The sequence below is a fragment of the Brucella sp. IR068 genome, assembly GCF_049065885.1.
In the GTDB taxonomy this organism is placed as follows: Bacteria; Pseudomonadota; Alphaproteobacteria; order Rhizobiales; family Rhizobiaceae; genus Brucella; species Brucella intermedia.
Genome location: NZ_JBAKHE010000006.1, coordinates 1 through 25,598, shown reverse-complemented (window position 1 = coordinate 25,598; position 25,598 = coordinate 1). Strand labels below are relative to the sequence as shown.

Genomic DNA, 25,598 nt, shown 5'->3' with positions numbered 1-25,598 from the left:
GGGAATTCCATGCTGGTTTTTATCATTAAGCGCCTGGCAAACGCTGTCATGGTGATGTTGGCCGTCGCTTTGCTTGCCTTTTTGATTTTTCGGCTGGCTGGCGACCCTGTCGAGATGATGGCTAACGAGCAGATGACGCAGGCCGATCGTGATAATCTGCGCGAGCGACTTGGCCTTAACGATGGTCTTATGACGCAATACACCCGTTTTGTGGTCAATGCGGCGCAGGGCAATTTCGGCATTTCCTATCGAAATGGGCAGGATGTATTGAACCTCATTGGTGAACGCTTTCCTGCAACACTTGAGCTTGTGCTCGTTGCCACCCTGATCTCGCTGCTGGTCGGCCTGCCCCTGGGTGTGCTGACCGCGATCAAACGAGGCAAATGGTATACGGAGGGCCTCCAATTTCTCTCCATTGTCGGCGTTTCGCTGCCGAGCTTCGTGGTCGGTATTCTGCTGATCCTCGTTTTTTCAGTGTCGCTTGGATGGCTTCCGGCATTTGGGCGCGGTGATGTGGTTCAGCTCGGCTGGTGGTCTACAGGGCTGCTGTATCCTTCGGGCCGCGCCGCTATCCTGCTGCCATCCATTGCGCTTTCGCTTTATCAAGTGACTCTCGTCATGCGGCTTGTGCGTGCCGAAATGCTGGAAGTGCTGCGTTCTGATTATGTGAAATTCGCCCGCGCTCGCGGCATTCCACGTTGGCGCATCTATTTCAGGCATGCGCTGCGCAATTGTCTCATGCCGGTGGTGACGATGACCGCCATGAATGTCGGGTCGTTGATTGCCTTCGCCCTCATCACCGAGACAGTGTTCCAGTGGCCGGGCATGGGCATGTTGTTCATTCAGGCCGTCACCTTCCTCGATATTCCGGTGATGGCGGCGTATCTCTGCATCATTTCCTTCATCTTCGTCGTGCTCAACACGCTGGTGGATATTGCCTACGCGGTAATCGATCCCCGCTTGCGCACTGCTCGCTGATTAACGGGAGTCCATATCCATGAGCACCCAAACGTCACAAATTACTCCCGTCATGCGACAGTCGCTTTTCCAGCGTATCCGTAAAAGCGATCTTTGGTGGTCTTTTACGCGTAGCAAGACGGCCATGTTCAGCGCCGCTCTTCTGGCAATCCTGATCCTCACGGCTCTTTTCGCACCGCTGATTGCGCCGCAGAACCCCTATGATGGCGCCGCGCTTGATATGTGGAAGGCCGAATTGCCACCGGTATGGGAGGAGGGCGGCGAATGGCCATATCTTCTCGGCACCGATACCCAGGGTCGAGATATGCTGTCTGCCATTCTTTACGGCACGCGCATTTCCATCGTCATAGGCATCGCTTCGGTGGTTCTCTCGCTCTTGATCGGTATGAGTGCGGGGCTGGTCTCGGGGTATTTCGGCGGCTTTATCGACAATCTGCTAATGCGGTTCGGCGATATCACCCTGTCGATCCCGACCATCCTTGTCGCCATTCTGGTATCCACGGTCGTGCGTCAGATGCTGCCGGTCGACCTGCGTGAAATTGGCGCTTCTGGGGTTCTTATTCTGGCGATCGCCCTTTCGGCGTGGGTTCAATATGCCCGCACAGTGCGCGCGCAGGCCATTGTCGAGACCGGCAAGGATTACGTATCGGCGGCGCGATTGATCGGCGTTCCGGCACGGCGCATCATGGCCAAGCACATTCTTCCCAACACACTTACGCCGATAATGGTTGCGGCGACGCTCAATTTCGGCATGGCAATCCTTACAGAAGCAACGCTTTCGTTCCTCGGCATCGGCATGCCGCCCAGCCAGCCGTCGCTCGGAACGCTGATCCGTATCGGCAATCAGTTCCTGTTTTCCGGCTCCTGGTGGATCGTGCTCTTCCCCGTCATTCAGCTCTGTCTGCTGGTGGTCGCTGTCAACATGCTCGGCGACTGGCTGCGTGATGCTCTTAATCCGAAATTGAGGTAAGTCTTATGAACAATCTTTTGCTCCGCAACGTCCGGCCGATGGCAGGCGAAACCTGCGATATCCTCATCAGGGACGGAAAGATTGCCGGTTTCGGGCGGTTCGAGGCTGAACCAGGAATGGCTGTGGAAGACGGCGGCAGTGCTATCGTCGCGCCGGGGCTGATCGATGCACATACGCATCTCGACAAGACTACATGGGGCATGCCCTGGCATGTCAACAATCGTGCAGCTATTCTGCGCGAGCGTATTGATTTTGAACGCGAGCATCGGCTGGAAATCGGCCTTGATCCGCATCGCCAGTCAATGCGCCACGCCATTGGGCTTGTTGCCCACGGCAGCACGCATATTCGCAGTCACGTCGACATCGATCCGACACATGGCCTGTCATTGGTCGAAGGTGTCTGGGAAACGCGGGAAAAGCTCAAGGGCATTATCGATATCGAAATCGTCGCCTTCCCCCAGTCGGGGCTGATGGTCATGCCCGGCACGAAAGAACTGCTAGATGAGGCCCTCCGCCAGGGTTGCGAAGTCCTCGGCGGGATCGATCCGTGCGGCATCGACCGCGACCCGAAGGGTCAGCTCGATATTTTGTTTGCTCTCGCAACCAGGCATGGGGTGCCTATCGACATCCATCTCCACGAAACGGGGGACCTAGGCGCCTTCACGATGGAACTCATTTTCGAGCGTATTCGCGCCAACGGCATGGAAGGCAGGGTTGCGATCAGCCACGCTTTTGCGCTCGGCATGAACGACTATCTGCGTGTGAATCAGTTGATCGAACAGCTCGCTATCCTCGATGTTGCCATCCTGACCACGGGTGCGCCTTCGGCCACTGTGCCCTCAATCAAGCGGCTCAAGGAAGCAGGAGTGCGCATTGGCGGCGGTTGCGACGGTATCCGTGACACCTGGGGTCCTTGGGGGCAGCCCGACATGCTTGATCGCGCGAAGATCATCGGCATGAAAAATGGTGTGCGTTCGGATCACGATCTGGAGCATGTCCTGCATATCGTCTCTCAGGGCGGTGCAGATGTCATGCGTCTTGAGAACTACGGACTGGATGTTGGCTGCAACGCCGACCTTACCCTTCTGACCGGTGAGACGCTGGCTCATGCGGTGGTAGATGTTGCTCCGCGTCCGCTGGTCGTCAAGGGAGGTCGCGTGACGGCCCGTCAGGGTGTGGCCCTGGTGGAGATGCCGTAATGGACAAGACACTGGAGACCCTTCCGCTTGGCCGGAGACCGGAAGGACGCACGCTTATAACCGCCAGCTGGGTGGTCGGACACAAGGACGGCGGCCACCGGCTTCTGAAGAACGGCGAAGTCGTCTTCGAGAACGGCGAGATTCTATTCGTCGGACATGACTTTGAGGGCGAAGTGGCCCGTCGCATCGACTTCGGCAACGCATTGATCAGCCCTGGATTGATCGATCTTGATGCGCTTTCAGATCTCGACACGACCATCCTAGGCATCGACCACCATCCTGGCTGGGCGAAGGGTCGCGTTTGGCCGCGCTCCTATGTCGAAGCAGGTCCGTACGAAATGTACACGCAGGAGGAACTGGCCTTCCAGAAGCGGTTCGCTTTCGGCCAGCTATTGTTGAACGGTATCACCACTGCCGCTCCGATTGCCTCGCTGTTTTACCGCGAATGGGGAGAAACGGTCGCCGAGTTCGATGCTGCTGCCGACGCTGCAGGTGAGCTCGGCCTGCGTGTCTATCTCAGTCCTGCCTACCGTTCAGGCGGGATGGTGCTGGAAGCACCGGGCCATATGGTACCTGTCTTCGACGAGGAGCGCGGCTTCCAAGGGTTGAGGGACGCGATTGCCTATATCGAGCGCCAGAATGGTCGCTACGGCGATCTGGTGCGCGGCATGCTGGCCCCGGATCGTGTGGAGACTTCGACACTCGGGCTTATCCAGCGTACCGACGCTGCAGCACGCGACCTTGGCTGCAAATTCCGTCTGCATATGGCGCAGGGCGCGATGGAGGTCGATACGGTGCGTATGCTGCACGGTTCGACTGCCCCGGTCTGGCTCGCCAGGAATGGCCTGCTGAGTGATCGTCTGATCGCGCCACATGCCACCAATGCCACCGATGAAGACCTTGGTCTCTATGCCGAATACGGTGTTTCCATCGTCCATTGCCCGCTGGTCTCCGGCCGCGGCGGGTCAATTCTTAGATCGTTCTCCGATTGCCGCAGGCGCGGGATCAACATCGCCATGGGCACCGATACGACGCCTCCGGACATGTTGATGAATTTGCTGGCCGGCCTCATCACGGGTCGCATTGCCGATGGCGCGCCGGATTGCTTGCGCGCAGCCGATCTGTACGACGCCGCGACGATCGGGGGCGCACGGGCGCTCGGTCGTGGGGATCTTGGTCATCTCTCGCCGGGTGCGCGGGCAGATATAGCCGTCTTCCGTCTCGACGATACGTTCATGGCACCATCCATCGATCCGATTACGACAATCGTTACCGGTGGTTCAGGCAAGATCACACAGGCCGTCTTTGTCGATGGGCGGGTCTCCATGGTCGACCGCCGACTGGCCGGGTTCGACATGCAGAAGGCGCGGGATCAGGCGCAAGTCCAGTACGATGGCCTTGTCGATAAATATCCACAGCGGAGCTGGAACAACCCTCCGGTCGCCAAGATATTCCCGCCTAGCTATCCGATAGAAGGGCCGACAGAGGGAAAAGCAAATGGGTGACACACAAGAGCCTGTCATTGACGTCCGCAACCTCCGCGTGGATTTTCCGGGCCGTCGCGGTACTGTAACCGCGCTGTCGGATGTCAGCCTGTCGATCCGTCCAGGTGAGATTCTGGGCGTGGTAGGCGAATCCGGTGCGGGAAAGTCCATGACCGGTCTCGCCATACAGGGACTGCTTGAACGACCCGGTCACATCGCTGGCGGTGAGGTCTGGCTCGGCAAGCGGCGCATCGATACGCTCGATGATCGCGCCATGGAAAAAATTCGCGGACGTGAAATCGGCGCGATCTTTCAGGACCCACTCACGTCGCTCAATCCGCTGTTCACCGTAGGCGCGCAGCTCGTGGAAACCATTCGACGGCATCTCGGTCTCGGCAAGGCCGAAGCGCGTGCCCGCGCTGTGCAACTGTTGCGCGATGTGGGTATTCCGTCACCCGAAGAACGGGTTAACCAGTATCCTCACCAGTTTTCGGGCGGCATGCGGCAGCGAGTGGTGATCGCGCTCGCGCTCGCGGCATCGCCGAAACTGGTCATCGCTGATGAGCCCACAACCGCATTGGATGTGTCGATCCAGGCGCAGATCATTTCGCTCCTGCGCAAGCTGTGCAAGGAAAAACAGACCGCCGTCATGCTCGTAACCCACGATATGGGTGTGATTGCGGAAGCTGCGGACCGAATTGCAGTGATGTACGCTGGACGGTTGATTGAAATCGGGCCGGTGGAGCAGGTTTTGCACCAGCCGCGTCATCCCTACACGCAAGGACTGATGGCTTCGATCCCTTCGCTTGGCGCGCGGGTCGAGAAGCTCAACCAGATCGATGGCTCCATGCCGCGCCTCGATGCGATCCCCGATGGCTGTGCCTTCAATCCGCGCTGCAAGGCAGCGGGACCGCGCTGTCTGCGTGAGCGCCCGGACCTCATTTTTTCCGATCAGACCGCTAGTGCATGCTGGCTAAATGCAGGAGGCACCGCATGACGAAACCCTTGGAGAGAACTCCGGCCCTGACTGTCGATCGGCTCGTCAAAACTTTTGATGTGTCCGCTCCCTGGCTGAACCGTGTGGTGGAGCGCAAGCCCAAACAATATCTGCAGGCCGTGAATGATATCAGCTTTACGGTGCCGGCGGGCGGTTGTCTCAGTATTGTAGGCGAAAGCGGCTGCGGGAAGTCCACGGTGGCGCGGCTGGTCACTGGTCTGCACCATGCGACGAGCGGTGAGATGCGCTTTGCGCCGGGCAAAAGCGGTACCCCCTTGTCAGCCCAGATGATTTTCCAGGACCCATACGCCTCACTCAATCCACGCTGGCGAGTGAAGAACATCATTGCAGAACCGCTGCGCGAGCTGAAGTTGCGCAACAGCGCTGCCGAAGTGACAGAACGTGTGGAAGAACTTCTTCGTATTGTGGGGCTCTCTCCATCGGATGGGGAGAAGTTCCCGCACGAATTTTCGGGTGGACAGCGCCAGCGTATTTCAATTGCCCGCGCCCTGGCGAGCGAGCCGGAGTTTCTTGTCTGCGACGAACCCACCTCGGCGCTCGACGTATCGGTTCAGGCACAGGTTTTGAACCTGATGCGCCGACTGCAGGACGAACTGGGCCTGACTTATCTGTTCATCAGCCATGACATGAGCGTCGTTCGCCATATGTCAGATCGTATCGCGGTGATGTATCTGGGACGTATAGTCGAAGAAGGGGATACAGAAGAGCTTTTTGCCTACCCGCGTCATCCCTACACGCAGCTTCTGCTGCAAACGATCCCCAATATCGAAGCGCCCAATCGCAATCGCGAACCGGCAAGTGGCGAAGTGCCGAGCCCGCTCAAGCCGCCCTCCGGCTGCACCTTTCATCCGCGCTGCCCATTCGCAATCGAGCGTTGTTCCAAGGAAGTACCGGCGATGCAGCTATTGCCAAATCGTACTCGCGTCGCCTGTCACCTGGTCGAGATAGAGGATTGAGAAGCCGACATCCGGCTTCCATCGCTTCAAGCCAAGGCTGCTCGCAGATCATGGGAAAGATCCCGTATCTCGCTCAAGTCCAGTTCGGATTCCACATGTTCCAGATGATGCGCCATAAGATGCACGGCCTTCTGCGCTTCCTTTGCCGAAATCGCTTCAACGATCTCGGCATGCTCATCAGGCCCGCAATTGAACCGGGCAGTATTTCGATAGACCGCTGTGATGAGCGAACTGCGCGCAATAAGGTCCCGCATCGTTGTGAACAGGAAATCGGAGCCGGTCAGTTCCGCCAGCAAAAGGTGGAAGCCGCCCGAAAGTTTAATAATGTCCGTGGTGCTGTCTTTCGCGTTTGCAACACGCTCCAGATTCACGTGCTCGCGAAGCCTTTTCACGCTGTCCTTCGGGGTCAATGTGCAGAGCCGCTCCACGATGCAACGCTCGACGGCTTGCCGAACAAAGAAAACGTCCCGCGCCTCTTCTACAGACGGCTTGCTGACGAAGGCCCCGCGATTGGGAATGATGGTCACAAGGCCATCGCGTTCAAGGACTGTCAGCGCCTGGCGGACACGGGCGCGACTGACGTGAAAGATCGAGGCCAATTGTTCTTCTTTGAGCTGTACGCCAGGACGCAATCGCCGTTCAGCGATCGAAAGCCAAACCCTTTCAACTATCTGCTCGACCGGCATTGCGGCTGGTGCGTTCATCTGTGGTTCTCCTTGTTGACGCAGACAAGCGCCAAACGCGTGAAAAAGTCAACTCGGGCATTTAATTGCTTGCAGTATTGTCGACAATATGAAAGATGATTGTAGATGATAGTATCACCTTTTGGGTCACCAATGGAATTTGATTTCGAAGCCATCGAACCGCAAAGCCGCTATAGGCTGCTGACGAATTTCATCGGCCCCCGTCCTATTGCGCTGGTGACGACCCGATCTGAGGCGGGACATAACAACGCTGCGCCGATGAGTTTTTTCAACGTGTTTTCACACGACCCGGCTATCGTTGTACTGGGTATTCAACCCCGTCTGACGGGCGAGCAGAAGGACACAATGGTCAACATACGTCGTTCCGGCGCGTTCGCCATCAGCATGGTCGACATGGCCCTTTCCCGGCAAATGTTGATTTGCGGACTTGGCTTCGACAGCGAGGTCGACGAACTTGACGTTGCAGGATTGACCCCCGTTGAGTGCCGCAAGATTGATGTCGCTTACCCTCAGGAGGCGCCATGCGTCTTTGAATGTCGGGTCGAACGCCTGATCGATTATCCGCGACGCACTCTGGTCCTGGGCGAGGTGGTGCAGATGCACGTCCGTCGCAATTGTCTTGATGCCGAGGGCCATTATGTGGACCCGGAGTTCTATCAACCCATAGCCCGGCTTCACGCGGACAACTATGTGACTTCAGATCGCCAGTCCGTTTTGAAAGCCCCGCCTATCGGCGATTTCAAGAAGCCGAAACAGTAGGTTAAAAAGCTTAGGCAACGAGAATACCATTATGCATATTCGTCTCATCAATCCTAACTCCACAGATTCCATGACAGCGCAAGCGCTCGAAAGCGCCTTGCTGGTCAAGCATGATCGTACCCTTATTTCCTCCGCAAATCCGACGGATACACCGGTAAGTATCGAAGGTTATGCGGATGAGGCGATGGCCATACCCGGAATGCTGGCGGAAATCCGAAAGGGTGAAGCTCTGGGGGTGGACGCTTATGTTATAGCTTGCTTTGACGATCCCGGTTTGCATGCCGCGCGGGAAGTGGCGAAGGGGCCTGTCATCGGCATTTGTCAGGCTGCCGTTCAGGTGGCGATGACCATCAGCCGCCGTTTTTCCGTGATAACGACGCTTCCGCGGTCGGTGGCTATCATCGAGGATCTAGTGAGTGAATACGGCGCCGACCGTCACTGCCGGAAGGTGCGAGCAATCGATCTTCCGGTGCTGGCTCTGGAGGACGACTCGTATAAAGCTGAACAGTTGCTGCTGAAAGAAATTGAGCGCGCCAAGGCAGAGGACGGTGCAGAAGCGATCGTGCTGGGTTGCGCAGGAATGTCGTCATTGTGCGAACGCCTCAAGGAGGCGAGCGGTATACCTGTTATTGATGGCGTGACGGCTGCCGTCAAAATGGCCGAAGCGCTGGTGGGTGCCAGATTCGCAACCTCCAAGGCGAACAGCTACGACTATCCCCGTGTCAAAAACGAGCGCGGGTGCAGGGTTTCGGCTCAAAAGGGGTGAGCCTCAATAATTGTTGACAATATTGTCCTCTTTGCTTGCTGTGATGGTTGACTTTCTGCTTTGCATCAAGCTTCGTGAACAGAAGAGGGAGCAAAGTCATGGCTGAGTGGAGGGGGGTGTCGACGCAGCAGATTGTCGAGAAAGTCTGGTTGTCCATAGCGGAGCGGCGTCTTCGTCCCGGCGTGCAGCTCAAGGAAGAGAAGATGGCGGAGATTTTCGATGTCAGCCGCGCTCGTATCCGGCAAGCGCTTGCTTCACTCAAACGGGAGGGCCTTGTTGATATTCTGCCTAATCGCGGCGCGTTCGTCTGCAAGCCTACTGTCGGGGAAGCCCGGGATGTTTTCTTTGTAAGGCGCACGGTCGAACGTTGCGTCGTGGAGCGGCTGTGCCGGTCAGCAACGCAAACCGATTTCGGGCGCCTCAGCGATCACGTTGACAAGGAGCGGATCGCCAATGCGGGAAATATCACGACCGACATCATCAAGCTCTCCGGTGGCTTTCATCTTCTTCTGGCCGAACTGGCATCTTCGGATTTCCTGTTCACTATGATGCGTGACCTTGTGTCCCGCACATCGCTTATCACTGCGGTCTATCGCAAAGCTGATTATTTCAATTGCGGACCAGACGAACACGCCGAGATCGTTGATGCGATATTGCAGAAGAATGTGGCGAGAGCCGTTCGTCTGATGGCGCATCACCTCGATCATGTGGAACGCCAACTCGATCTTCGCGAAGTCAATGACTATTCGGATGATTTAAGTTCCGTCTTTGCCTAGGTGACCTCTGAAGCCGGAGAACCCGGCCGGGCATCTGCCGGATTACCGATGATAACGCGTTCATAATCTGGATGACGTAAAGAAACTCACATCAGATATTGTTTGTGCCTGCGTGACTGACGATTTTTTGCCGCTACGAGCAGTCAGATCATGCCGACCCCCGCCTGCATTTCGTCGGCGTGGATATGATCTGGCCACCGATCCGCCGGTACAGCTCGAAATCGACTGCAACTATTTTCGGTTCATCGAATTCACATGGAGCAGTGGAATGCGCGACGCGGTATATTGGTGCAAATACTGATTGGCTAGGGTGTGGAGATAGTCTTCGGGGTGCCCGGTGATACGAACGTACGTTGAAGACGATCAAGGACATTTGTCGCGCCACGCGGCTTGTGCCCTAGGCTGTAGTGACGATTTAACTATCGCAGCCATATGGCTATGGCTGCGATGTGACGAAGCCCCTGAAGTTGGCCAGCAGCTTGTCGTAACGAGTGGCAACGCGACGGAACTGCTTGAGCTTTGCAAAGAAGCGTTCGACGAGGTTTCGTTCTTTATAAATGCGCCAGTTGCATGGGTGTGGTCGCCGCCGCTCGGGCCGTGGCGGGATGACTGGAATAGCGCCGGCATCCAGAATGGTGTCGTGGAAATGCTCGGCATCATAGGCCCTGTCGGCGATGACATAGCCGGGGTTGAGACCAGCGAGCAATTCTTTGCCATAGATCACGTCACCGCGGTGTCCTGGCGCAAGCACAAAGCGCACCGGCAAGCCTAAAGCATCGACGGCAGCATGGATCTTGGTGCCTAACCCGCCGCGTGAGCGGCCAAGGCCTTGGGCGTCCGCTCCCCCCTTTTTCGCCTCGCGCCAGCGGCTTGAGGTTGGGCACGGATGGACGTGGAATCGATAGAGACCCAATCAAGGTCCGCTTCTCGCGCCAGCGCCTCGAACAAGCTTTCCAGAACACCCATCTCGATCCAGCGGTAATAGCGTCGCTTGACGGTCTGGTGATCGCCATAATGCTCAGGCAGATCGCGCCAGCGCCCGCCGGAGCGGGCCATCCAGATCAGCGCTTCGATAAATCGGCGGTTGTTGGAACGCGGACCCCGCCGCCCTTTGCGTCCTCCTGGAACGAACGGCTCGATTCGAGACCATTGTTCGGCACTCAGCCTATCAATATCCATGACCAACCTCCAAAAGTCAGCCTTGAATCTGATTTGCTCCCAGTTGGGAATCCCAAATCCTTAAATCGTCACTACAGCCTAGAGCGTTTCATCTTTTGACGGAATCATACCCGGCACTTTCGAGATAGTTTTGGCATTCGGCGGGCTGAATGGTTTCGACCAGCCTGCCGATATGACGCCATGTGTCGTCGATGGTGCGCTTTTGTGCATTTCTCATCCAGTGTTTAATCTTGGAGAAGGCCTGTTCGATCGGATTAAGGTCCGGCGAATAGGGTGGCAGGAACCAGAGCCTCGCACCGGCTGCTTTGATCAATTGTCGGATGGCTGCCGATTTGTGGCTGCCGAGATTATCCATGACGACAATGTCGCCTGGCTTGAGCACCGGCACCAACTGTTGCTCGACATAGGCGCAGAAGCACTGGCCGTTCATCGGTCCGTCGAAGACACAGGTGCTGTAAGCCGATCGTTTCTCAAGGCACCCAGGAATGTCAGCGTGCGCCAGTGGCCATGCGGCGCGAATGCCCGCAGTCGCTTGCCTTTTGGACCCCAGCCCCTGATCGGCGACATGTTGGTCTTGATCCAGGTCTCGTCAATGAAGACCAGCCGTTTCGGGATCGAGATGATTTTGCAGGGCCTTCCATCGCTGTCTTCTGTGAGCAACGTCGGCACGCGCCTGCTCAAGGGCGAACAGCGTTTTTTTTGAAGCGCAGCCCTTCGCTGCGAATGAATTCCCAGATCGTATTGTGCGAGACGGAAATACCGCGCTCGGACAGCTCCGCCTTCAGGCCATGCAACGTCAGGTGCGGGTTCTCGGCGAGCCGTTGCACAATGATATCACGATGCGGTTCGAGTATCCGCTTGCGATGGCCGCCCATCTTGCCGGGATGAACCGATCCGGTCGCACGATGGCGCTGCGACCATTTCACGACTGAAGACGGGGCAATTTCAAACCGCGCCGCCACGCAACGAACGCTTTCGCCGTCCAGGACGGCGGCAACAACACGTTCGCGAAGGTCATTCGATATCGGTGCGGTCATCGGATGCTGGCCTCCATCCAGCCAGCATCAATGAATCAGAACAAAACTGATTTGGGAACCGCTCTCGATTCAGAAAAAAACATAAATGCTCTAGGGAGCGGACGCGTCTGTACAGAACAACCGCTGCCGACCGAGATAAGCGGCCTTAGGGCCTGACCAAGGATGGCGCGGGCACGACGGTGTTTGCCGGCATGTTCTCATGCGGGTAACTTGCAGCTTGAAAGGCGCCGACGGACCAATAAGTTACGAAACGTCACCAGCTCAGCATCAGAGTATAGATCACAAAGCGGCCAGTATGGCCGATGGCAATTTGTTGCGCTCCGGTGCTGGGGTACCCAAAGTACACTTCGCTTCGGTACTCGAAAATGGTCATTCTCGCAAATACATATCGTTTTTTTGATTCAGGCTCTAAATGGTTATCCGTGGTGGTTATGTTCTCACTGTCGTTGGTGCTAGCATACCTAAGGAAAGCCAAGTCGATTGCCTTAGCGAACGATATCGCCACAGCAAATCTATCCGGTCCGCTCACCAGAATGGGCAGACCGGACGCTATTCAGGGCTCAGCTGACCAGCCCCGCGACCGCCAGGAGAGTGGTGAGCGACGAAGGCTCGGACGAGAACACGTCGTAGACACACGGCGCTGCGAAGGTTGCAATCGTCAGAAAGCCGACAATGAGGATACGCATTGGATGCTCCTGTGGTGAGTGCACTGTTCAGGCGACCTTCAGTTCAACATTGATATTGCCGCGAGTTGCCTTGGAGTAAGGGCAATTCTGGTGGGCGTCGGTGACGAGTTCGCGAGCCAGTTCCCGATCCAGACCCGGCAGGCTGATGGTCAGGCGGGCCTGTAGGAAATACGCCCCGTCCGTGGTTCCGAGATCGACTTCCGCATCAACGGTCGTTTCAGCGGGCAGCTTCAGTTTCCGCTTACCGGCAGCCAGACCCATCGCCCCGATGAAGCAAGCCGACCAGGCAGCTGCAAAGAGTTGCTCCGGATTGGTGCCTGGCTGTGGCGTACCGGGAGGCGAGAGCTTCACGTCGAGCTGGGCGTCGTCGCTGCGTGCGAAACCGTCACGTCCACCTGTGGTGCGGGTCTTGCCGGTGTAGAGAACCTTGTCAATCTGTGCCATCGAACACTCCTTTGGTTTGTCGCTGCTGCGACGTTGTTGATGGAGAGATGTTTGAAGGATCGACGTCTCCGGAATGTTTCAGAATTTGCCCGAAATGTATCGCAATGTAATCGCGCGCTCGGGCGACATGTTTTCATACACAGTTTTACGTCCGGGAGGGCAGGACTACTTCCGCCACCAGTCCTCCCTCCGGTCGGTTGCGCAGCGCAATCGAACCGCCGATCGTGGCGACAAGTTGCTGAGCGATCGCGAGCCCAAGACCCGTGCCCCCGGTTTCCCGGTTGCGAGATTGCTCCAGCCGGAAGAAGGGTTGCATGGCAGCTTCCAGCTTGTCGTCTGGTATTCCCGGACCGTGGTCGAGAACCGAAATGACAATCCCGCCATCTCTCCATTCGACGCTCAATTCAGCCTCTCCTCCATATTTCAGTGCGTTGTCGATCAGATTGGTCAGGATGCGGCGCAGCGCATGCGGTTTTGTCGATGCTGTTCCCCGAACGATACCCAGAACGGTAACCGGCTTTCCGGTGTCCTGATAATCGTAGGCAATGCTATCGATAAAAGAGGATAGGTCGATACGGGAAGTCTTCTCACCATTGCTATGCGAGCTGCGGGCATAGGCAATGCCATCCTGGACCAGCCTTTCGATCTCAGCAAGGTCATTGGCCAGCTTGTCCTTCTCTGGTGAATCATCCGTCATATCGGCGCGCAGCCGCATCCGCGTGATAGGCGTTTGAAGGTCGTGAGAAATTGCCGCCAGGATTTGCACCCGCTCCTCCAGATAGTGGACAATACGCTCGCGCATAGCATTGAAGGCCCGCGCTGCATGGGCAACCTCGCGTGGGCCGGCTTCGCTAATCGCTGGCCCCGCCTTGTTTGGATCAAGCGTATCGGCGGCAGCGGCGAGGTAGGCCAGTGGCCGGGTCGTTTGTCGGACCGCGTAAAAGGCACACAGAAGGAGTAGGAGCATTTGCAAGGCGAAGACGTAGGGCAGCCATTTTGCTAAGGGCATGATCGGGCGGGGGGTCACGTCTATGGTGAGCGGGTCTCCGTCGCTGAGTGTCAGATGGATCTGAAGCCGCCTCACATCACCAGGGATAGATTCAACCCGTAACGGAACCCGATGCCCGGCCGCTTCCTCGACACGTGCAGCGATTTCAGCTCCTGTGGGCGAATTATCGGGGACGCCTTTCAATCCTTCGCCCAACACAAATCTGTAATTGCCCCGGCTCAGCCAGTCGGTAAAATTTGCCCTTTCGTTTGCCGGAAGGCGATCGAGGACGGCGATGGAAGTGGCGACATCGCTCTCGAGCGTGCCGAGCATCACTGCCTTCGCAGACATATAGCGTTCCGCATAAAGGAGGCTGAACGAAAGGCCGTAGGCGACCGCGAGCCCGAGGAGAAGAATGACGAAGATACGGGCGCGCAGCGTGCTTGGCCACGGCACTATGCGGGCAATGCTGCCGAACGTCATGGCCGTGGCTCCGATATCTCTATCGGGACTGAAAACACGTAGCCTTCACTGCGTACTGTTTTGATATAGGTGGCGTCACGTGCATGGTCGCCCAGCCGCTGGCGCAGCCGGCTGACCAGAAGATCAATTGATCGGTCGAACAGTTCCGCATCGCGCCCCTGAGTAAGGTTCAGCAGCTGATCGCGGTTGAGCACGCGCTGGGGATGATCGATGAAGACATGTAACAGACGATATTCCGCGCCGCTGAGCGCAATTTCCGTGCCTTGCTCGTCGATAAGATGACGGCCGACGGTGTCCAGCCGCCAGCTTCCGAACCTCAGCACTTGTCCCGCCTCGCTGATCTGTAGGTTTGGCGGCAGCATGCGGGTGCGCCGCAGCACAGCCTTGATGCGTGCGAGAAGTTCACGCGCCGCGAAAGGCTTCACGATATAGTCGTCTGCACCCATTTCGAGACCGATGATCCGATCCATTTCGTCGCTGCGCGCTGTCAGCAGGAGAACCGGGACGCTTCTGTGTTTGCCGGAGCGCAGTTCGCGGCACAACACCAGTCCGTCATCGCCCGGCATCATTACGTCGAGAACAATCAGGTCGACAGCATTCGCCTCAAGGAATGTACGCATTTGGCGGCCATCGGCGGCAACCGACGTCCGCAGCCCGTTCTTCTTCAGATAAGACGACACCAGTTCTCGAATTTCACGATCATCGTCAACGATCAGAATGTGATCGACATGCTCCATGGACATCCCTCGAATCCTCGCGTGTTATCGCGGCGCGGTTTACTCTGTTTAAGCTTGGAACCGGCTGCCGAAAAGCGGTCATGCGTTTTCCGGCAACCAAAATGCTTCAGAATTTGGCAACGTCCAAAATCGCCTGAGCAAATGCTTGTGGCGCCTCCTGGGGCAGGTTGTGACCTATTCCGCCGCCAATGGTGCGATGTTCATATTTTCCAGTGAACTTCCTGGCATAAGCTGCCGGATCAGGATGCGGCGCGCCGTTGGCATCCCCCTCCATCGTGATCGTCGGCACGGAGATGAGAGGCGCGTTGGCGAGCTTTTGTTCGTAAGGGTCAAATTTCTTCTCGCCATCGGCAAGGCCCAACCGCCAGCGATAATTATGGATGGTGATCGCCACATGATCCGGATTGTCGAAGGCGGCTGCCGATCGCTCGAATGTCGCATCATCAAATTTCCAGGTTGGAGAGGCGGTTTGCCAGATCAAACGGGCGAACTCGCGCGTATTCGCCTGATAACCAAGACGGCCACGCTCGGTCGCGAAGTAAAACTGGTACCACCAGGAAAGTTCTGCCTTCGGCGGCAGCGGTTTCATGTTTGCTTCCTGGCTGCCGATCAGATAGCCGCTCACCGACACCATTGCCTGGCACCGTTCCGGCCAGAGCGCGGCCATGATGTTGACGGTGCGCGCGCCCCAGTCGTAGCCAGCGACAATCGCCTTGTCGATCTCGAGTGCATCCATCAGTGCTATCATGTCTACGGCGAGTGATGATTGCTGGCCGTTGCGTGGGGTTTCGCTCGACAGGAAATGCGTGGTTCCGTAGCCGCGAAGGTAAGGCACGATTACGCGATAACCGGCAGACGCCAATAAGGGCGCGACATCCACATAACTGTAAATGTCGTAAGGCCAGCCGTGGACTAGCAGAACAGCCGGACCGTCCTTAGGCCCCGCTTCCGCGTAGCCGATATTCAGGACGCCCGCCTTGACCTGCTTCAGCGTTTTGAAGGACATATGCCTGCCGGCCCCAGCGACCGGTTGCGGCGAGGCCCCGGCCGGTCGCGCGCTGGCCAGCGAGGTGATGCCGAATTCGACAGCAGCGACTGTCATGGCGGCGATGCCGAAGAAACGGCGGCGCTGATGATTGATTTCGTTGGACATGGCGTGGTTCCGATCCTTGTTGATTGCGATCGAAAATTGCCGCCCGCTTGTATCCCCGTTGTGTCCTGGCGACGGGCTATTGAATGCAAATGTAGCATCCTGTGGTCTGGATACATTTTGATACAATTCGATTTCCCGTCCGCAGGGCCCCTGCATGCAGTCTCGTGCCGGGCGTTTTCTACACTTCGATACACTTTGCCATGTTCCCGGAAATACAGGGGATACGTCGCCTTGATCAGTTTGGCGCCGTTACTGGCCGTGCCTCATCGACGTCCAGATCCCCAAATTTCGGTTTTCGAGGTGACGATTATGACGCTTCTTGTTATTGCCTATCTCGGAGGAGCGCTGACTATCCTCAGCCCCTGCATCCTCCCCATCCTTCCCTTCGTCTTTGCCCGAGCCGGGCACCCCTTCATTCGCAGCACCTTGCCGATGCTGGGAGGCATGGCCGTCACGTTTGCGCTTGTGGCGACACTTGCCGCAGTAGGGGGCAGCTGGGCGATCCACGCCAATGATTATGGTCGCGCCGCCGCACTGCTGCTCCTTGCCGTCTTTGGCATAAGCCTGCTTTCGCCGCGTGTTGCGAGCGCGATCACCCGGCCGATCGTCGATTTTGGCAACCGGATTCTGAATGCTTCCGGCAAGTCCGGTTCCGCACCGACCCTTGCAAGCTCGCTGATACTCGGGATTGCGACCGGCCTGCTTTGGGCGCCATGCGCTGGCCCGATACTCGGCCTTGTGCTGACGGGTGCTGCGTTACAGGGCGCCAACCTTCAGACCACTTTCCTGCTTGCTGCCTATGCAGCAGGAGCGGCGACCTCGCTTGCTGTTGCCTTGCTCGTTGGCGGAAAGGTCTTTGCGGGAATGAAGCGTTCGCTCGGCGTCAGTGAGAAGATCCGCCAGATGCTCGGCCTTGCGGTGCTGGCCGGCGTCACCGTCATCGCGCTGGGGCTCGATACCGGCCTTCTGGCGCGGGTCTCCTATGCTAAAACCAGCGCCTTCGAACAGGTCGTGCTCGACCGCCTGATTTCGAAATCAAACGCCGGTAGGACATCGGGTTTCACCAGCAATGGTATGGCGACAACTGCCGCAGATACCGCAGGACCGTTCCGCAGCGACCTGCCGGTCGAAGGTCGTGCTCCCTCTCTGGATGGTGCTGTCGAGTGGCTAAATTCACCCCCGCTCACGAATGAACAACTGCGCGGCAAGGTCGTACTGGTGGATTTCTGGACCTATTCCTGCATCAATTGCATCCGCACTCTGCCCTACGTTCGCGCCTGGGCGGAAAAATACAAGGATCAGGGACTGGTCGTAATCGGTGTGCACGCTCCGGAATTTGCGTTCGAAAAGAAGATCGATAATGTCAAAAAGGCTGTCGCTGACTTCAAGATCGGCTATCCGGTTGCAATCGACAACAATTACAGGATCTGGCGTGCCTTCGAAAACAGCTATTGGCCCGCTCACTATCTGATTGATGCCAAAGGCCAGATTCGCCATCATCATTTCGGAGAAGGCAATTATAGCGGAACCGAGCAGGCGATTCAGGAGCTGTTGCGCGAAGCTGGCAGCGACAGGGCGGCGACAACTGCAGTAAAACCGACCGTCAAAGGCGCGGAAGCCAGCCCCGACCTGAAGAACATCCGCTCTGGCGAAACCTATCTTGGTTACGAGCGCGCCACCAATTTTGCGTCGCGGGAAAACCTGCGTGCCGATACTGGAGTCGCCTATTCGATCTCCAGACCGGGCCTCAACGAATGGGGCCTGTCCGGGAGCTGGACCGTCGGTGCGGAGCAAGCGAAGCTGGACCAGAAGGGCGGCAGCATCGTCTACCGTTTCAGCGCCCGTGACCTGCATCTGGTCCTCGGTCCGGATGCTTCCGAAAAAGCAGTTCGTTTTCAGGTGACAATCGACGGCCAGGCGCCTGGAGTCGATCACGGCGCCGATACGAACGCAGACGGCAACGGTGTTGTGACGTCGACCAGGCTTTATCAGCTCGTCCGGCAACCCGGTCAGGTGGAGCCCCGCGAGTTCGAAATCCGTTTCCTCGATGCCGGTGTTGAAGCCTATGCCTTTACCTTTGGCTGAAGCGAGCGGTGTGGTCAAACACCGGAAGAAGAATGTCATCGTAGACGCTGGAGGACACTGTGCAGGAAGAACCTGCACCGGGCAGACGGCAACGGCGTGCGCGCCGCGCAGGCGCCATTGTACAATACTCTACAAAACTGCCCGTATGCGGACATATTCAGGATACCTTGGACGACAATAAACCCAGCATCGCTCCTGCCAAAACGGCAAATGCAGGAATTCACGGAGGAGAACCAGCTTGACAAACAATTCAACAGCAAACGCGCGAACAGCTCAACGCACCGTCTTTGTCAACGAACTGACAAATGGCTTGCTCGATCCTGCAGCGCCCATGCTCGGCCCGGTCGCGGACGGAGGCGTGATCATCGCCAACACATCGCCGGGTTGCTGGGGGCCAATGATCACGCCTGAAATCCGCGGTGGTCATGAAGTCACCAGACCTGTCGCCGTGGAGGGGGCTGAGGTCGGAGACGCGATAGCAATCAGAATCCGGTCCCTCGTCGTCACATCCGCCGCCACGGCATCCGGGAACGACAAGGTCATGGAGGGTCGTTTCAACGGCGATCCCTTCTGTGCTGCCGTGTGCCCTGGCTGTGGAACACAATGGCCAGCGACACGTATCGAAGGCATTGGTCAAACCGCTGTCCGCTGCGAGACATGTGGAGCCGACGCTGCGCCATTCACTTCCACCCATGGCTACACGATTGCGTTCGACGATGAGCGCAGCGTGGGTCTCACCCTTGGTCGCGCTGAAGCAGAGAAAATGGCTGCTGACGCTGCCCGGCTCATGGCCCTGCCGGATGCCTCGATCCAGAATCCCATCCTGACCTTCGCGCCAGCCGATCTCGTTGCCGTCGCGACGCGACTGCGGCCTTTTCTTGGCCAACTCGGAACGACGCCCGGCAAGGCTATGCCCGACTCGCACAATGCAGGCGATTTCGGGTCGTTTCTGCTCAACGCTCCCCACGCTTATTCATTGACCGAGGAAGAGCTGATCGCAAACAAGACCGACGGCCATCTCGACGTCAACACGGTTCGCGAAGGCGCCGTCCTCATCTGCCCAGTCAAAGTTCCCGGCGGCGGCATCTATCTGGGAGATATGCACGCATTCCAGGGTGACGGGGAAATCGCCGGTCATACCGCAGACGTGGCAGGCACGGCCACTCTGGAAGTTCACGTTATCAAGGGACTGAGGCTTGACGGCCCGATTCTTTTCCCGGTCGCCGAGGATCTGCCCTATCTTGCACGTCCGCTCACTTCGAGTGAAAAACATGCGGTCAAGGCTCTGGCCGCCAGACACGGGGTCACGACGGTGGAAGAGGATGCGCCGGTCACCTTTATCGGAACCGGAGCCAACCTCAATCTCGCGACGGAGAACGGTTTGCAGCGTGCTGCCGAGGTCCTCGAGATGAGCGTGCCGGAAGTCATGAATCGCGCGACAGTGGCCGGAGCAATCGAGATCGGCCGCAATCCGGGGGTCGTTCGTGTGACCTTACGGGCTCCCCTCCATCTACTCGAAGCAAAAGGTCTGTGCGCCTTCCCGCGCAGCCTTTACGGCCTCTAGCCTACTTCCACTTACTCGCCGCGCCTTTCGCGCTGACATCCAATTCCCCCGATCCACCCTGTGCATCGGGCGGATTCCTGCGCGCCCTGGCCCGCCGGAAAGCTGGTACAAACAAGGAGATTTATCCGTGACAACATTGAAACGACCCGCCGCTTGGAAGTTGGCCGCCTCGGCAGCATTTCTGATCGCAGCCGGGCTTCCGATCGGCGCGCAGGCCGATATTGCGAAGCCCGTGAGGGTAGCTGAAACCCAGCTTCCGGCAGACACCTCCATCAGGCCATTTCATTTTCGCGCGTCCGATGAGGCTCTGGCCGATCTGCGTCGCCGCATCTCCGCCACCAAATGGCCGAGTCAGGAGCTTGTTGGCGACGACACGCAGGGCGGGCAGCTGGAAACGATGCGCAAGCTCGCGCAATATTGGTCGACCGATTACGACTGGCGGCGCGTCGAGGCGAGGCTCGAAAGCCTTCCCCAGTTCGTGACCAATATCGACGGCGTGGATATTCACTTCATCCATGTACGCTCCCGGCACAGGAATGCTCTGCCGATCATCGTCACGCATGGCTGGCCGGGTTCCATAGTCGAGCAGCTCAAGATCATCGATCCACTGACGAACCCCACCGCGCACGGCGGCACCGATGCAGACGCCTTCGACATCGTCATCCCGTCACTGCCGGGCTACGGCTTCTCCGGCAAGCCTACCGAACTGGGATGGGAACCGGCACGCATCGCCCGCGCCTGGACGGAACTGATGAAACGGCTCGGCTACACCAGTTATGTCGCTCAGGGCGGCGATTGGGGGGACGCTGTAACCGAACAAATGGCCGTGCAGGCACCGAAGGGCCTGCTGGGGATACACACCAATATGCCCGGTGCCGTTCCGGACGATATCCAGAAGTCGCTGGATGCGAACCGGCCGGCACCCGCCGGACTATCCGCGGAGGAAAAGCGCGCCTATGGGCAGCTGGATTTCTTCTACAAACACGGCCTTGCCTACGCGCAGGAAATGACGGCCCGTCCCCAGACGCTCTATGGCGTGGAGGATTCCCCAATTGGCCTCGCCTCGTGGATGCTCGATCACGACGCAAAAAGCTACCAGCTGATCGCACGCGTATTTGACGGACAGGAAGAAGGCCTGACGCGCGATGATGTGCTCGACAACATTACGCTCTACTGGCTGACCAACACCGCTGTGTCTTCGGCACGGCTCTATTGGGAAAACAAGTTCGCTTTCTTTGCACCGAAGGGGATCAAGATCCCGGTCGCCGTCAGCGCCTTCCCGGACGAGCTTTATCAGGCACCGGAAAGCTGGGCAAAACAGGCCTTTCCAAGTCTGATCTATTACAATCGCCCGGCAAAGGGTGGCCATTTCGCGGCCTGGGAACAGCCGCAACTCTTTTCCGAGGAGCTCCGGGCAGCGTTCAAAGGTCTCCGGTGAGCGAGCCGTTATAGAAATCGCACGCGTAGTATCCGTCAGGGGCACTCCTCCGGGGATGACCCCGATGGAAAATGTGACGACGGAGACTTTGAACGAAAAGAAAGGGCGCGGAGAATGTTCCGCGCCTTTTCTTGCCGATACGTAGAACGTTCCCGGAAGCCGATCGATCCACTTGCGGTTTCACGCTGTTGACGACCCCCCAATCACGCTCTGGCAAATATATGAAGATCACCTTGCAGCGGCCGCTTCTTCGATCAGGTCCACCACCATGTCGGGATGGGAAACCATCACGACATGCGATCCGCCATTGATAACGACCGTCTTGCGGGATGCGGCTCTCTCGGCCATCCAGCCCATTGCTTGCGGGGGAATGTTCTTGTCCGCATCCCCATAGATGAACCAGGATGGCCTGGATTTCCAGGCGGCTTCCGTGGCCTGTTCCGTCAAGCCTGCCTCGCTGAGCGGTCGTTGCGCAGCTGCCATGAGCAGGGCCTCTTCTTCCGGAACATCGGCAGCGAACTGCTGATGGAATTTATCCTGTTGAATGTAGAGATCCTTGCCGCCATTTTCGATCTCGACCGGCACCGCCAGGGCTGCTCCAAGCGTGCTGCCGGGGAACTTAACCGAGAGACCTGTCAGATTTTCACCCTTTTCAGGGGCAAAAGCGGCGACAAATACAAGCGACTTCACATTGTCGGATTGCGCAGCAGCCTGACTGATAACTGCGCCGCCATAGGAATGGCCAACCAGAACAACAGACGTCTTGAGACTGGCAAGGGTGCGCTTGACATAGTCCGCATCTGTCAAGAGGCTGCGCAGCGGATTGGCGATGGCGATAACCGGGTAGCCGTCCTTTTCAAGGCGGGCGACAACTCCGTTCCAGCTTGACGAGTCCGCAAACGCACCATGCACCAGCACGACAGTAGGTTTGTCCTCCTGGGCGATAGCATTTCCCGAAACGAGTGTGGCGGCTGCAATTGAAGCTGCGATGATCAGCTTACGCATTGTTGTTTCCTTAATGGCCTATGTGTTGTTTGGAGCTGAAGCTTGTAGAAATGGCGTTCGCCACCGGATGCGGCTGAAAGTCATGTCCAGCCGCATTCGGTGAAAGGTTGTCTGGCGCGCTTATTCGTAGCTGGACGGAGAGGCATCACCAAAACGATGCGCGGAGCCGTCATGATAAACGGCGGCATCCTTGCCGATGGAGGCAGGCGCACGGAAGTCCAGCTTTACCGAGACCGGGCTGTTGCCGGGAGCGCGTGCCGCCTTATCCTGAAAGGCAAGCGCCTCTGGCTGGCCAACATAAGGGTTCTCAGCAAATGATGCGCTGCTGCTCAGGGCGATGATGGCGGTGGCGGCTGCAAAAACGATCTTGTTCATGGCGATATCCTTCTTTGTTCTACCTAGCGAAATCTGCTGCCCTGCGTCATTGCGGGGCTCTGCGTCGCTTGATGACGAGAAGATGCATCGACCGATTATCCGGGATGTGTCCGCCAGCCCCCCATTTTGTATCGTTGTGTAAAAAGGGGCGCTCACCGTTTCGTGCTGTGGTGGCGAGCACCTTATGGTGGCTTCGAGGACCCGAGGTAGTTGGCGGGATTCGCTCAGGCTTAGCCCTGCGCGCGACCTATCAAGGAACTTAAATTACCACGTCGCGTTACTCAAAGGACGGAGATGCCAGTTTCCTGCCTTGCGCACCGTTGCGCGAACACTAGTTGGCGGGAATTTCACGGCGAGCCAGGCTTCAAATGTCTATCCGACACTATGAGGAAACGAACTATGGGAAAGGAAAAGCCCCGCGAAGACCTGTTCCGCGATGCGCACAAGGACATCTCCTACGAGCGCAGGCCAGCGCAGGCAGTCGGGAACGACGAGATCGCTCGCTCCGGCACCTTGAAGCGATGGGCGAAAGAACGCGGCTTGAACCATGCACAAAATCTGCTTGATCAGACGCTTCAGGAAAAACCCAGGACCGACTGCAATCTGATGAAGCTTGCGGGCGGTTCAGTCAACCAGCGTCCCACGGCAGCGTAATTATGGAAGGGTGCTGTTCGGCACCTTTTTCATGTGAACAGAGATCACGTAAAAGGAGGAGCCAGCCATGTCAGCCAGCGACAAAGCCGCATCTAAACGGAAGCCACGCCAGATTCATGACCAGACGCTTGAGGCTGGTCAGGGTGGTGAGCTTCATCAGGTTGCCGACGACAAGACACCGGTCATGACCACGGCCCAGGGCGGACCGATTTCAGATGACCTCAATACGCTCAAGATCGGTGCACGCGGTCCGACGCTTATCGAGGATTTCCATTTTCGGGAAAAGATATTTCACTTCGACCACGAACGTATTCCCGAGCGCGTCGTCCATGCCCGAGGCTATGGCGCGCATGGCTATTTCGAGACGACAGCATCACTTAGCGAATATACGCGCGCAGACATTTTCCAACGGGTTGGCGAGAAGACGCCGGTCTTTGTCCGTTTCTCCACGGTCGCCGGATCGAAGGGTTCGTTCGACCTCGCCCGGGACGTCCGGGGCTTCGCCGTCAAGATTTACACCAAGGAAGGCAACTGGGATATTGTCGGCAATAACATTCCAGTCTTCTTCATTCAGGACGCCATCCGATTCCCTGATATGGTACACGCCGTCAAGGAGGAGCCGGATCGGGCATTCCCGCAGGCCCAGTCGGCACATGACAATTTTTGGGACTTCATCAGCCTGACACCAGAATCCATGCACATGATCATGTGGATCATGTCGGACCGCGCCATACCGCGCTCGTTCCGTTTCATGGAAGGATTTGGCGTCCATACTTTCCGCTTCGTGAATGACAGGGATCAGTCGACCTTTGTCAAATTCATCTGGAAGCCGAAACTTGGCCTCCAATCCATCGTATGGAACGAAGCGGTCAAGATCAATGGCGCCGACCCCGATTTCCATCGGCGCGATCTCTGGAATGCCATCCAGGCGGGTGACTTTCCGGAATGGGAACTGTGCGTGCAACTCTTTGATCAGGATTTTGCCGACAGCTTCGACTTCGATGTGCTGGACCCGACCAAGCTGATCCCGGAAGAAATCATAAAGCCCATGCCGGTTGGGCGGCTGGTCCTCAACCGCATGCCGGACAATTTCTTCGCCGAGACTGAACAGGTCGCGTTCATGACGCAGAACGTTCCCCCCGGCATCGACTTCTCGAATGATCCGCTGCTTCAGGGGCGCAATTTCTCCTATCTCGACACGCAATTGAAACGGCTGGGTAGTCCCAATTTCACCCACATCCCCATCAATGCACCCAAGTGTCCATTTCACCATTTTCAGCAGGACGGACATATGGCGATGCGCAACCCTGTGGGGCGGGCAAACTATCAGCCAAATTCGTGGGGGGAGGGACCGAGGCCCGATCAAAAGCTCGGATTCCGATCATTTGCGGCGCAGGAAGATGGGCAGAAGGTTCGCCTTCGGGCGGAAAGCTTTGCCGATCATTACAGCCAGGCGCGCCAGTTCTACCTGAGCCAGACCGAGACGGAGCAGAAGCATATAGCGATGGCGCTGACCTTCGAACTGTCGAAGGTGGAAACGCCCAGGATCCGCGAGCGTATTGTGTCCCACCTGCTCAACATCGATGCCACCCTTGCGGAAACGGTCGCCGGCAAGCTTGGCATCCGCACGATGCCGCAGGCGGCAGATGTGATGGTGCCGGTGCGCGACGATCTTGCTCCGTCTCCGGCGCTGAGCATCATTGCAAACGGGCCCGGCAGCTTCAAGGGCCGGAAGATTGGTGTACTTGCCGCCAACGGCTCGAATGCCCAGGTGCTGGACGCAATCCGGCAGGCCACTGAACAGGAGGGCGCAACGTTGGAACTGGTCGCGCCTACGGTCGGAGGTTTCGAGGCGTCCAGCGGCGACTGGATGGAGGCCGATCATATGATCGATGGCGGTCCATCCGTCTTGTTCGACGCTGTCGCACTTGTACTGTCCGAGGAGGCAGCGGATCGATTGACCAGAGAAGCCGCGGCGCGGGATTTCGTTGCCGACGCCTTTGCCCATTGCAAGTTTATCGGGTTTACCGCAGGCGCGATGCCGCTACTGGCAAAGGCGGGCATTGAACCCGATATGGATGAGGGACTAATCTCGCTGGACAATGAAAAGGGAGCGTCGGAATTTGTTACATCCTGCCGCAAGCTCCGGTTGTGGGCGCG

Annotated in this window: 22 protein-coding genes and 2 pseudogenes; 14 read left to right on the top strand and 10 right to left on the bottom strand. The window is 57.6% G+C overall.

The window, feature by feature from the left end; all coding sequences use genetic code 11:
- Positions 1 to 9: 9 nt before the first annotated feature.
- From ACOWVS_RS11680 to ACOWVS_RS11655, 6 genes are read left to right on the top strand one after another with little or no spacing between them, the layout of a single operon-like run.
- Positions 10 to 978: an ABC transporter permease gene (locus ACOWVS_RS11680; RefSeq protein ID WP_006469660.1), complete on the top strand. Its 969-nt coding sequence runs from the start codon at positions 10 to 12 to the stop codon at positions 976 to 978.
- A 19-nt stretch (positions 979 to 997) separates the two neighbouring features.
- Entirely contained in the window at positions 998 to 1,948 is a 951-nt protein-coding gene (locus ACOWVS_RS11675) for an ABC transporter permease (protein WP_075041746.1), read from the top strand.
- 5 nt (positions 1,949 to 1,953) lie between these two features.
- Positions 1,954 to 3,147 (top strand): amidohydrolase family protein, encoded by a 1,194-nt coding sequence (locus ACOWVS_RS11670; RefSeq protein WP_006469662.1) that lies wholly within the window; start codon positions 1,954 to 1,956, stop codon positions 3,145 to 3,147.
- Positions 3,147 to 4,652 (top strand): amidohydrolase family protein, encoded by a 1,506-nt coding sequence (locus ACOWVS_RS11665; RefSeq protein ID WP_006469663.1) that lies wholly within the window; start codon positions 3,147 to 3,149, stop codon positions 4,650 to 4,652. Before ACOWVS_RS11670 ends, ACOWVS_RS11665 begins: the two co-directional genes overlap by 1 nt.
- Complete coding sequence (locus tag ACOWVS_RS11660) at positions 4,645 to 5,628, top strand: ABC transporter ATP-binding protein (protein ID WP_006469664.1); 984 nt, start codon at positions 4,645 to 4,647, stop codon at positions 5,626 to 5,628. The genes ACOWVS_RS11665 and ACOWVS_RS11660 overlap by 8 nt, the downstream gene beginning before the upstream one ends.
- The gene (locus tag ACOWVS_RS11655; protein WP_006470732.1) at positions 5,625 to 6,605 is read left to right on the top strand and encodes an ABC transporter ATP-binding protein; all 981 of its coding nucleotides are present in this window, start codon (positions 5,625 to 5,627) and stop codon (positions 6,603 to 6,605) included. The genes ACOWVS_RS11660 and ACOWVS_RS11655 overlap by 4 nt, the downstream gene beginning before the upstream one ends.
- A 26-nt stretch (positions 6,606 to 6,631) precedes the next feature.
- Here the strand turns inward: ACOWVS_RS11655 and ACOWVS_RS11650 are convergent, their stop codons facing one another.
- Positions 6,632 to 7,309 (bottom strand): GntR family transcriptional regulator, encoded by a 678-nt coding sequence (locus tag ACOWVS_RS11650; protein WP_006469666.1) that lies wholly within the window; start codon positions 7,307 to 7,309, stop codon positions 6,632 to 6,634.
- Between the two features lie 132 nt (positions 7,310 to 7,441).
- Between ACOWVS_RS11650 and ACOWVS_RS11645 the strand changes: the two genes are divergently transcribed.
- The 3 genes from ACOWVS_RS11645 to ACOWVS_RS11635 all read left to right on the top strand — a co-directional run bounded on the left by ACOWVS_RS11645 (position 7,442) and on the right by ACOWVS_RS11635 (position 9,610).
- Complete coding sequence (locus ACOWVS_RS11645; RefSeq protein WP_006470731.1) at positions 7,442 to 8,068, top strand: flavin reductase family protein; 627 nt, start codon at positions 7,442 to 7,444, stop codon at positions 8,066 to 8,068.
- A 31-nt stretch (positions 8,069 to 8,099) separates the two neighbouring features.
- Positions 8,100 to 8,834, top strand: a complete 735-nt coding sequence (locus ACOWVS_RS11640) for an aspartate/glutamate racemase family protein (RefSeq protein WP_006469668.1) — start codon at positions 8,100 to 8,102, stop codon at positions 8,832 to 8,834.
- 98 nt (positions 8,835 to 8,932) lie between these two features.
- Positions 8,933 to 9,610: a GntR family transcriptional regulator gene (locus ACOWVS_RS11635; RefSeq protein WP_039853409.1), complete on the top strand. Its 678-nt coding sequence runs from the start codon at positions 8,933 to 8,935 to the stop codon at positions 9,608 to 9,610.
- A 419-nt stretch (positions 9,611 to 10,029) separates the two neighbouring features.
- Here ACOWVS_RS11635 and ACOWVS_RS11630 read toward each other — a convergent pair.
- The 7 genes and pseudogenes from ACOWVS_RS11630 to ACOWVS_RS11600 all read right to left on the bottom strand — a co-directional run bounded on the left by ACOWVS_RS11630 (position 10,030) and on the right by ACOWVS_RS11600 (position 16,317).
- Positions 10,030 to 10,789, bottom strand: a pseudogene (locus ACOWVS_RS11630) (IS5 family transposase).
- Positions 10,790 to 10,877: 88 nt separating this feature from the next.
- Positions 10,878 to 11,826 (bottom strand): annotated as a pseudogene (locus tag ACOWVS_RS11625) (IS630 family transposase).
- Between the two features lie 560 nt (positions 11,827 to 12,386).
- Complete coding sequence (locus ACOWVS_RS11620; protein ID WP_006470728.1) at positions 12,387 to 12,512, bottom strand: hypothetical protein; 126 nt, start codon at positions 12,510 to 12,512, stop codon at positions 12,387 to 12,389.
- Between the two features lie 27 nt (positions 12,513 to 12,539).
- Positions 12,540 to 12,956 (bottom strand): organic hydroperoxide resistance protein, encoded by a 417-nt coding sequence (locus ACOWVS_RS11615; protein WP_006469676.1) that lies wholly within the window; start codon positions 12,954 to 12,956, stop codon positions 12,540 to 12,542.
- Between the two features lie 145 nt (positions 12,957 to 13,101).
- Positions 13,102 to 14,427, bottom strand: a complete 1,326-nt coding sequence (locus tag ACOWVS_RS11610) for an ATP-binding protein (protein WP_063621190.1) — start codon at positions 14,425 to 14,427, stop codon at positions 13,102 to 13,104.
- Entirely contained in the window at positions 14,424 to 15,164 is a 741-nt protein-coding gene (locus tag ACOWVS_RS11605) for a response regulator (protein ID WP_075041762.1), read from the bottom strand. The genes ACOWVS_RS11610 and ACOWVS_RS11605 overlap by 4 nt, the downstream gene beginning before the upstream one ends.
- A gap of 106 nt (positions 15,165 to 15,270) precedes the next feature.
- On the bottom strand, positions 15,271 to 16,317 hold the full coding sequence (locus ACOWVS_RS11600) for an alpha/beta fold hydrolase (RefSeq protein WP_006470726.1): 1,047 nt from the start codon (positions 16,315 to 16,317) through the stop codon (positions 15,271 to 15,273).
- A gap of 309 nt (positions 16,318 to 16,626) precedes the next feature.
- Between ACOWVS_RS11600 and ACOWVS_RS11595 the strand changes: the two genes are divergently transcribed.
- The 3 genes from ACOWVS_RS11595 to ACOWVS_RS11585 all read left to right on the top strand — a co-directional run bounded on the left by ACOWVS_RS11595 (position 16,627) and on the right by ACOWVS_RS11585 (position 21,404).
- Entirely contained in the window at positions 16,627 to 18,402 is a 1,776-nt protein-coding gene (locus ACOWVS_RS11595; RefSeq protein ID WP_006470725.1) for a cytochrome c biogenesis protein DipZ, read from the top strand.
- A gap of 238 nt (positions 18,403 to 18,640) precedes the next feature.
- Positions 18,641 to 19,966 (top strand): acetamidase/formamidase family protein, encoded by a 1,326-nt coding sequence (locus ACOWVS_RS11590; RefSeq protein WP_006469681.1) that lies wholly within the window; start codon positions 18,641 to 18,643, stop codon positions 19,964 to 19,966.
- A gap of 220 nt (positions 19,967 to 20,186) precedes the next feature.
- Complete coding sequence (locus tag ACOWVS_RS11585; protein WP_235691715.1) at positions 20,187 to 21,404, top strand: epoxide hydrolase family protein; 1,218 nt, start codon at positions 20,187 to 20,189, stop codon at positions 21,402 to 21,404.
- A gap of 228 nt (positions 21,405 to 21,632) precedes the next feature.
- On the opposite strand, the gene ACOWVS_RS11580 is transcribed toward ACOWVS_RS11585, so the two are convergent.
- Positions 21,633 to 22,409, bottom strand: coding sequence for an alpha/beta fold hydrolase (locus ACOWVS_RS11580; RefSeq protein ID WP_006469683.1), 777 nt, complete (start codon positions 22,407 to 22,409; stop codon positions 21,633 to 21,635).
- 120 nt (positions 22,410 to 22,529) lie between these two features.
- A complete protein-coding gene (locus ACOWVS_RS11575; protein ID WP_006470722.1) occupies positions 22,530 to 22,784 on the bottom strand; it encodes a hypothetical protein in 255 nt (84 codons plus the stop codon).
- Positions 22,785 to 23,183: 399 nt separating this feature from the next.
- On the opposite strand from ACOWVS_RS11575, the gene ACOWVS_RS11570 reads away from it, so the two are divergent.
- Together ACOWVS_RS11570 and ACOWVS_RS11565 are read left to right on the top strand one after the other, a co-directional pair.
- Positions 23,184 to 23,438, top strand: coding sequence for a DUF892 family protein (locus tag ACOWVS_RS11570; RefSeq protein ID WP_006470721.1), 255 nt, complete (start codon positions 23,184 to 23,186; stop codon positions 23,436 to 23,438).
- Between the two features lie 67 nt (positions 23,439 to 23,505).
- Positions 23,506 to 25,598: catalase (locus tag ACOWVS_RS11565; protein ID WP_420973036.1), on the top strand; the 2,093-nt coding region annotated here is incomplete at its 3' end.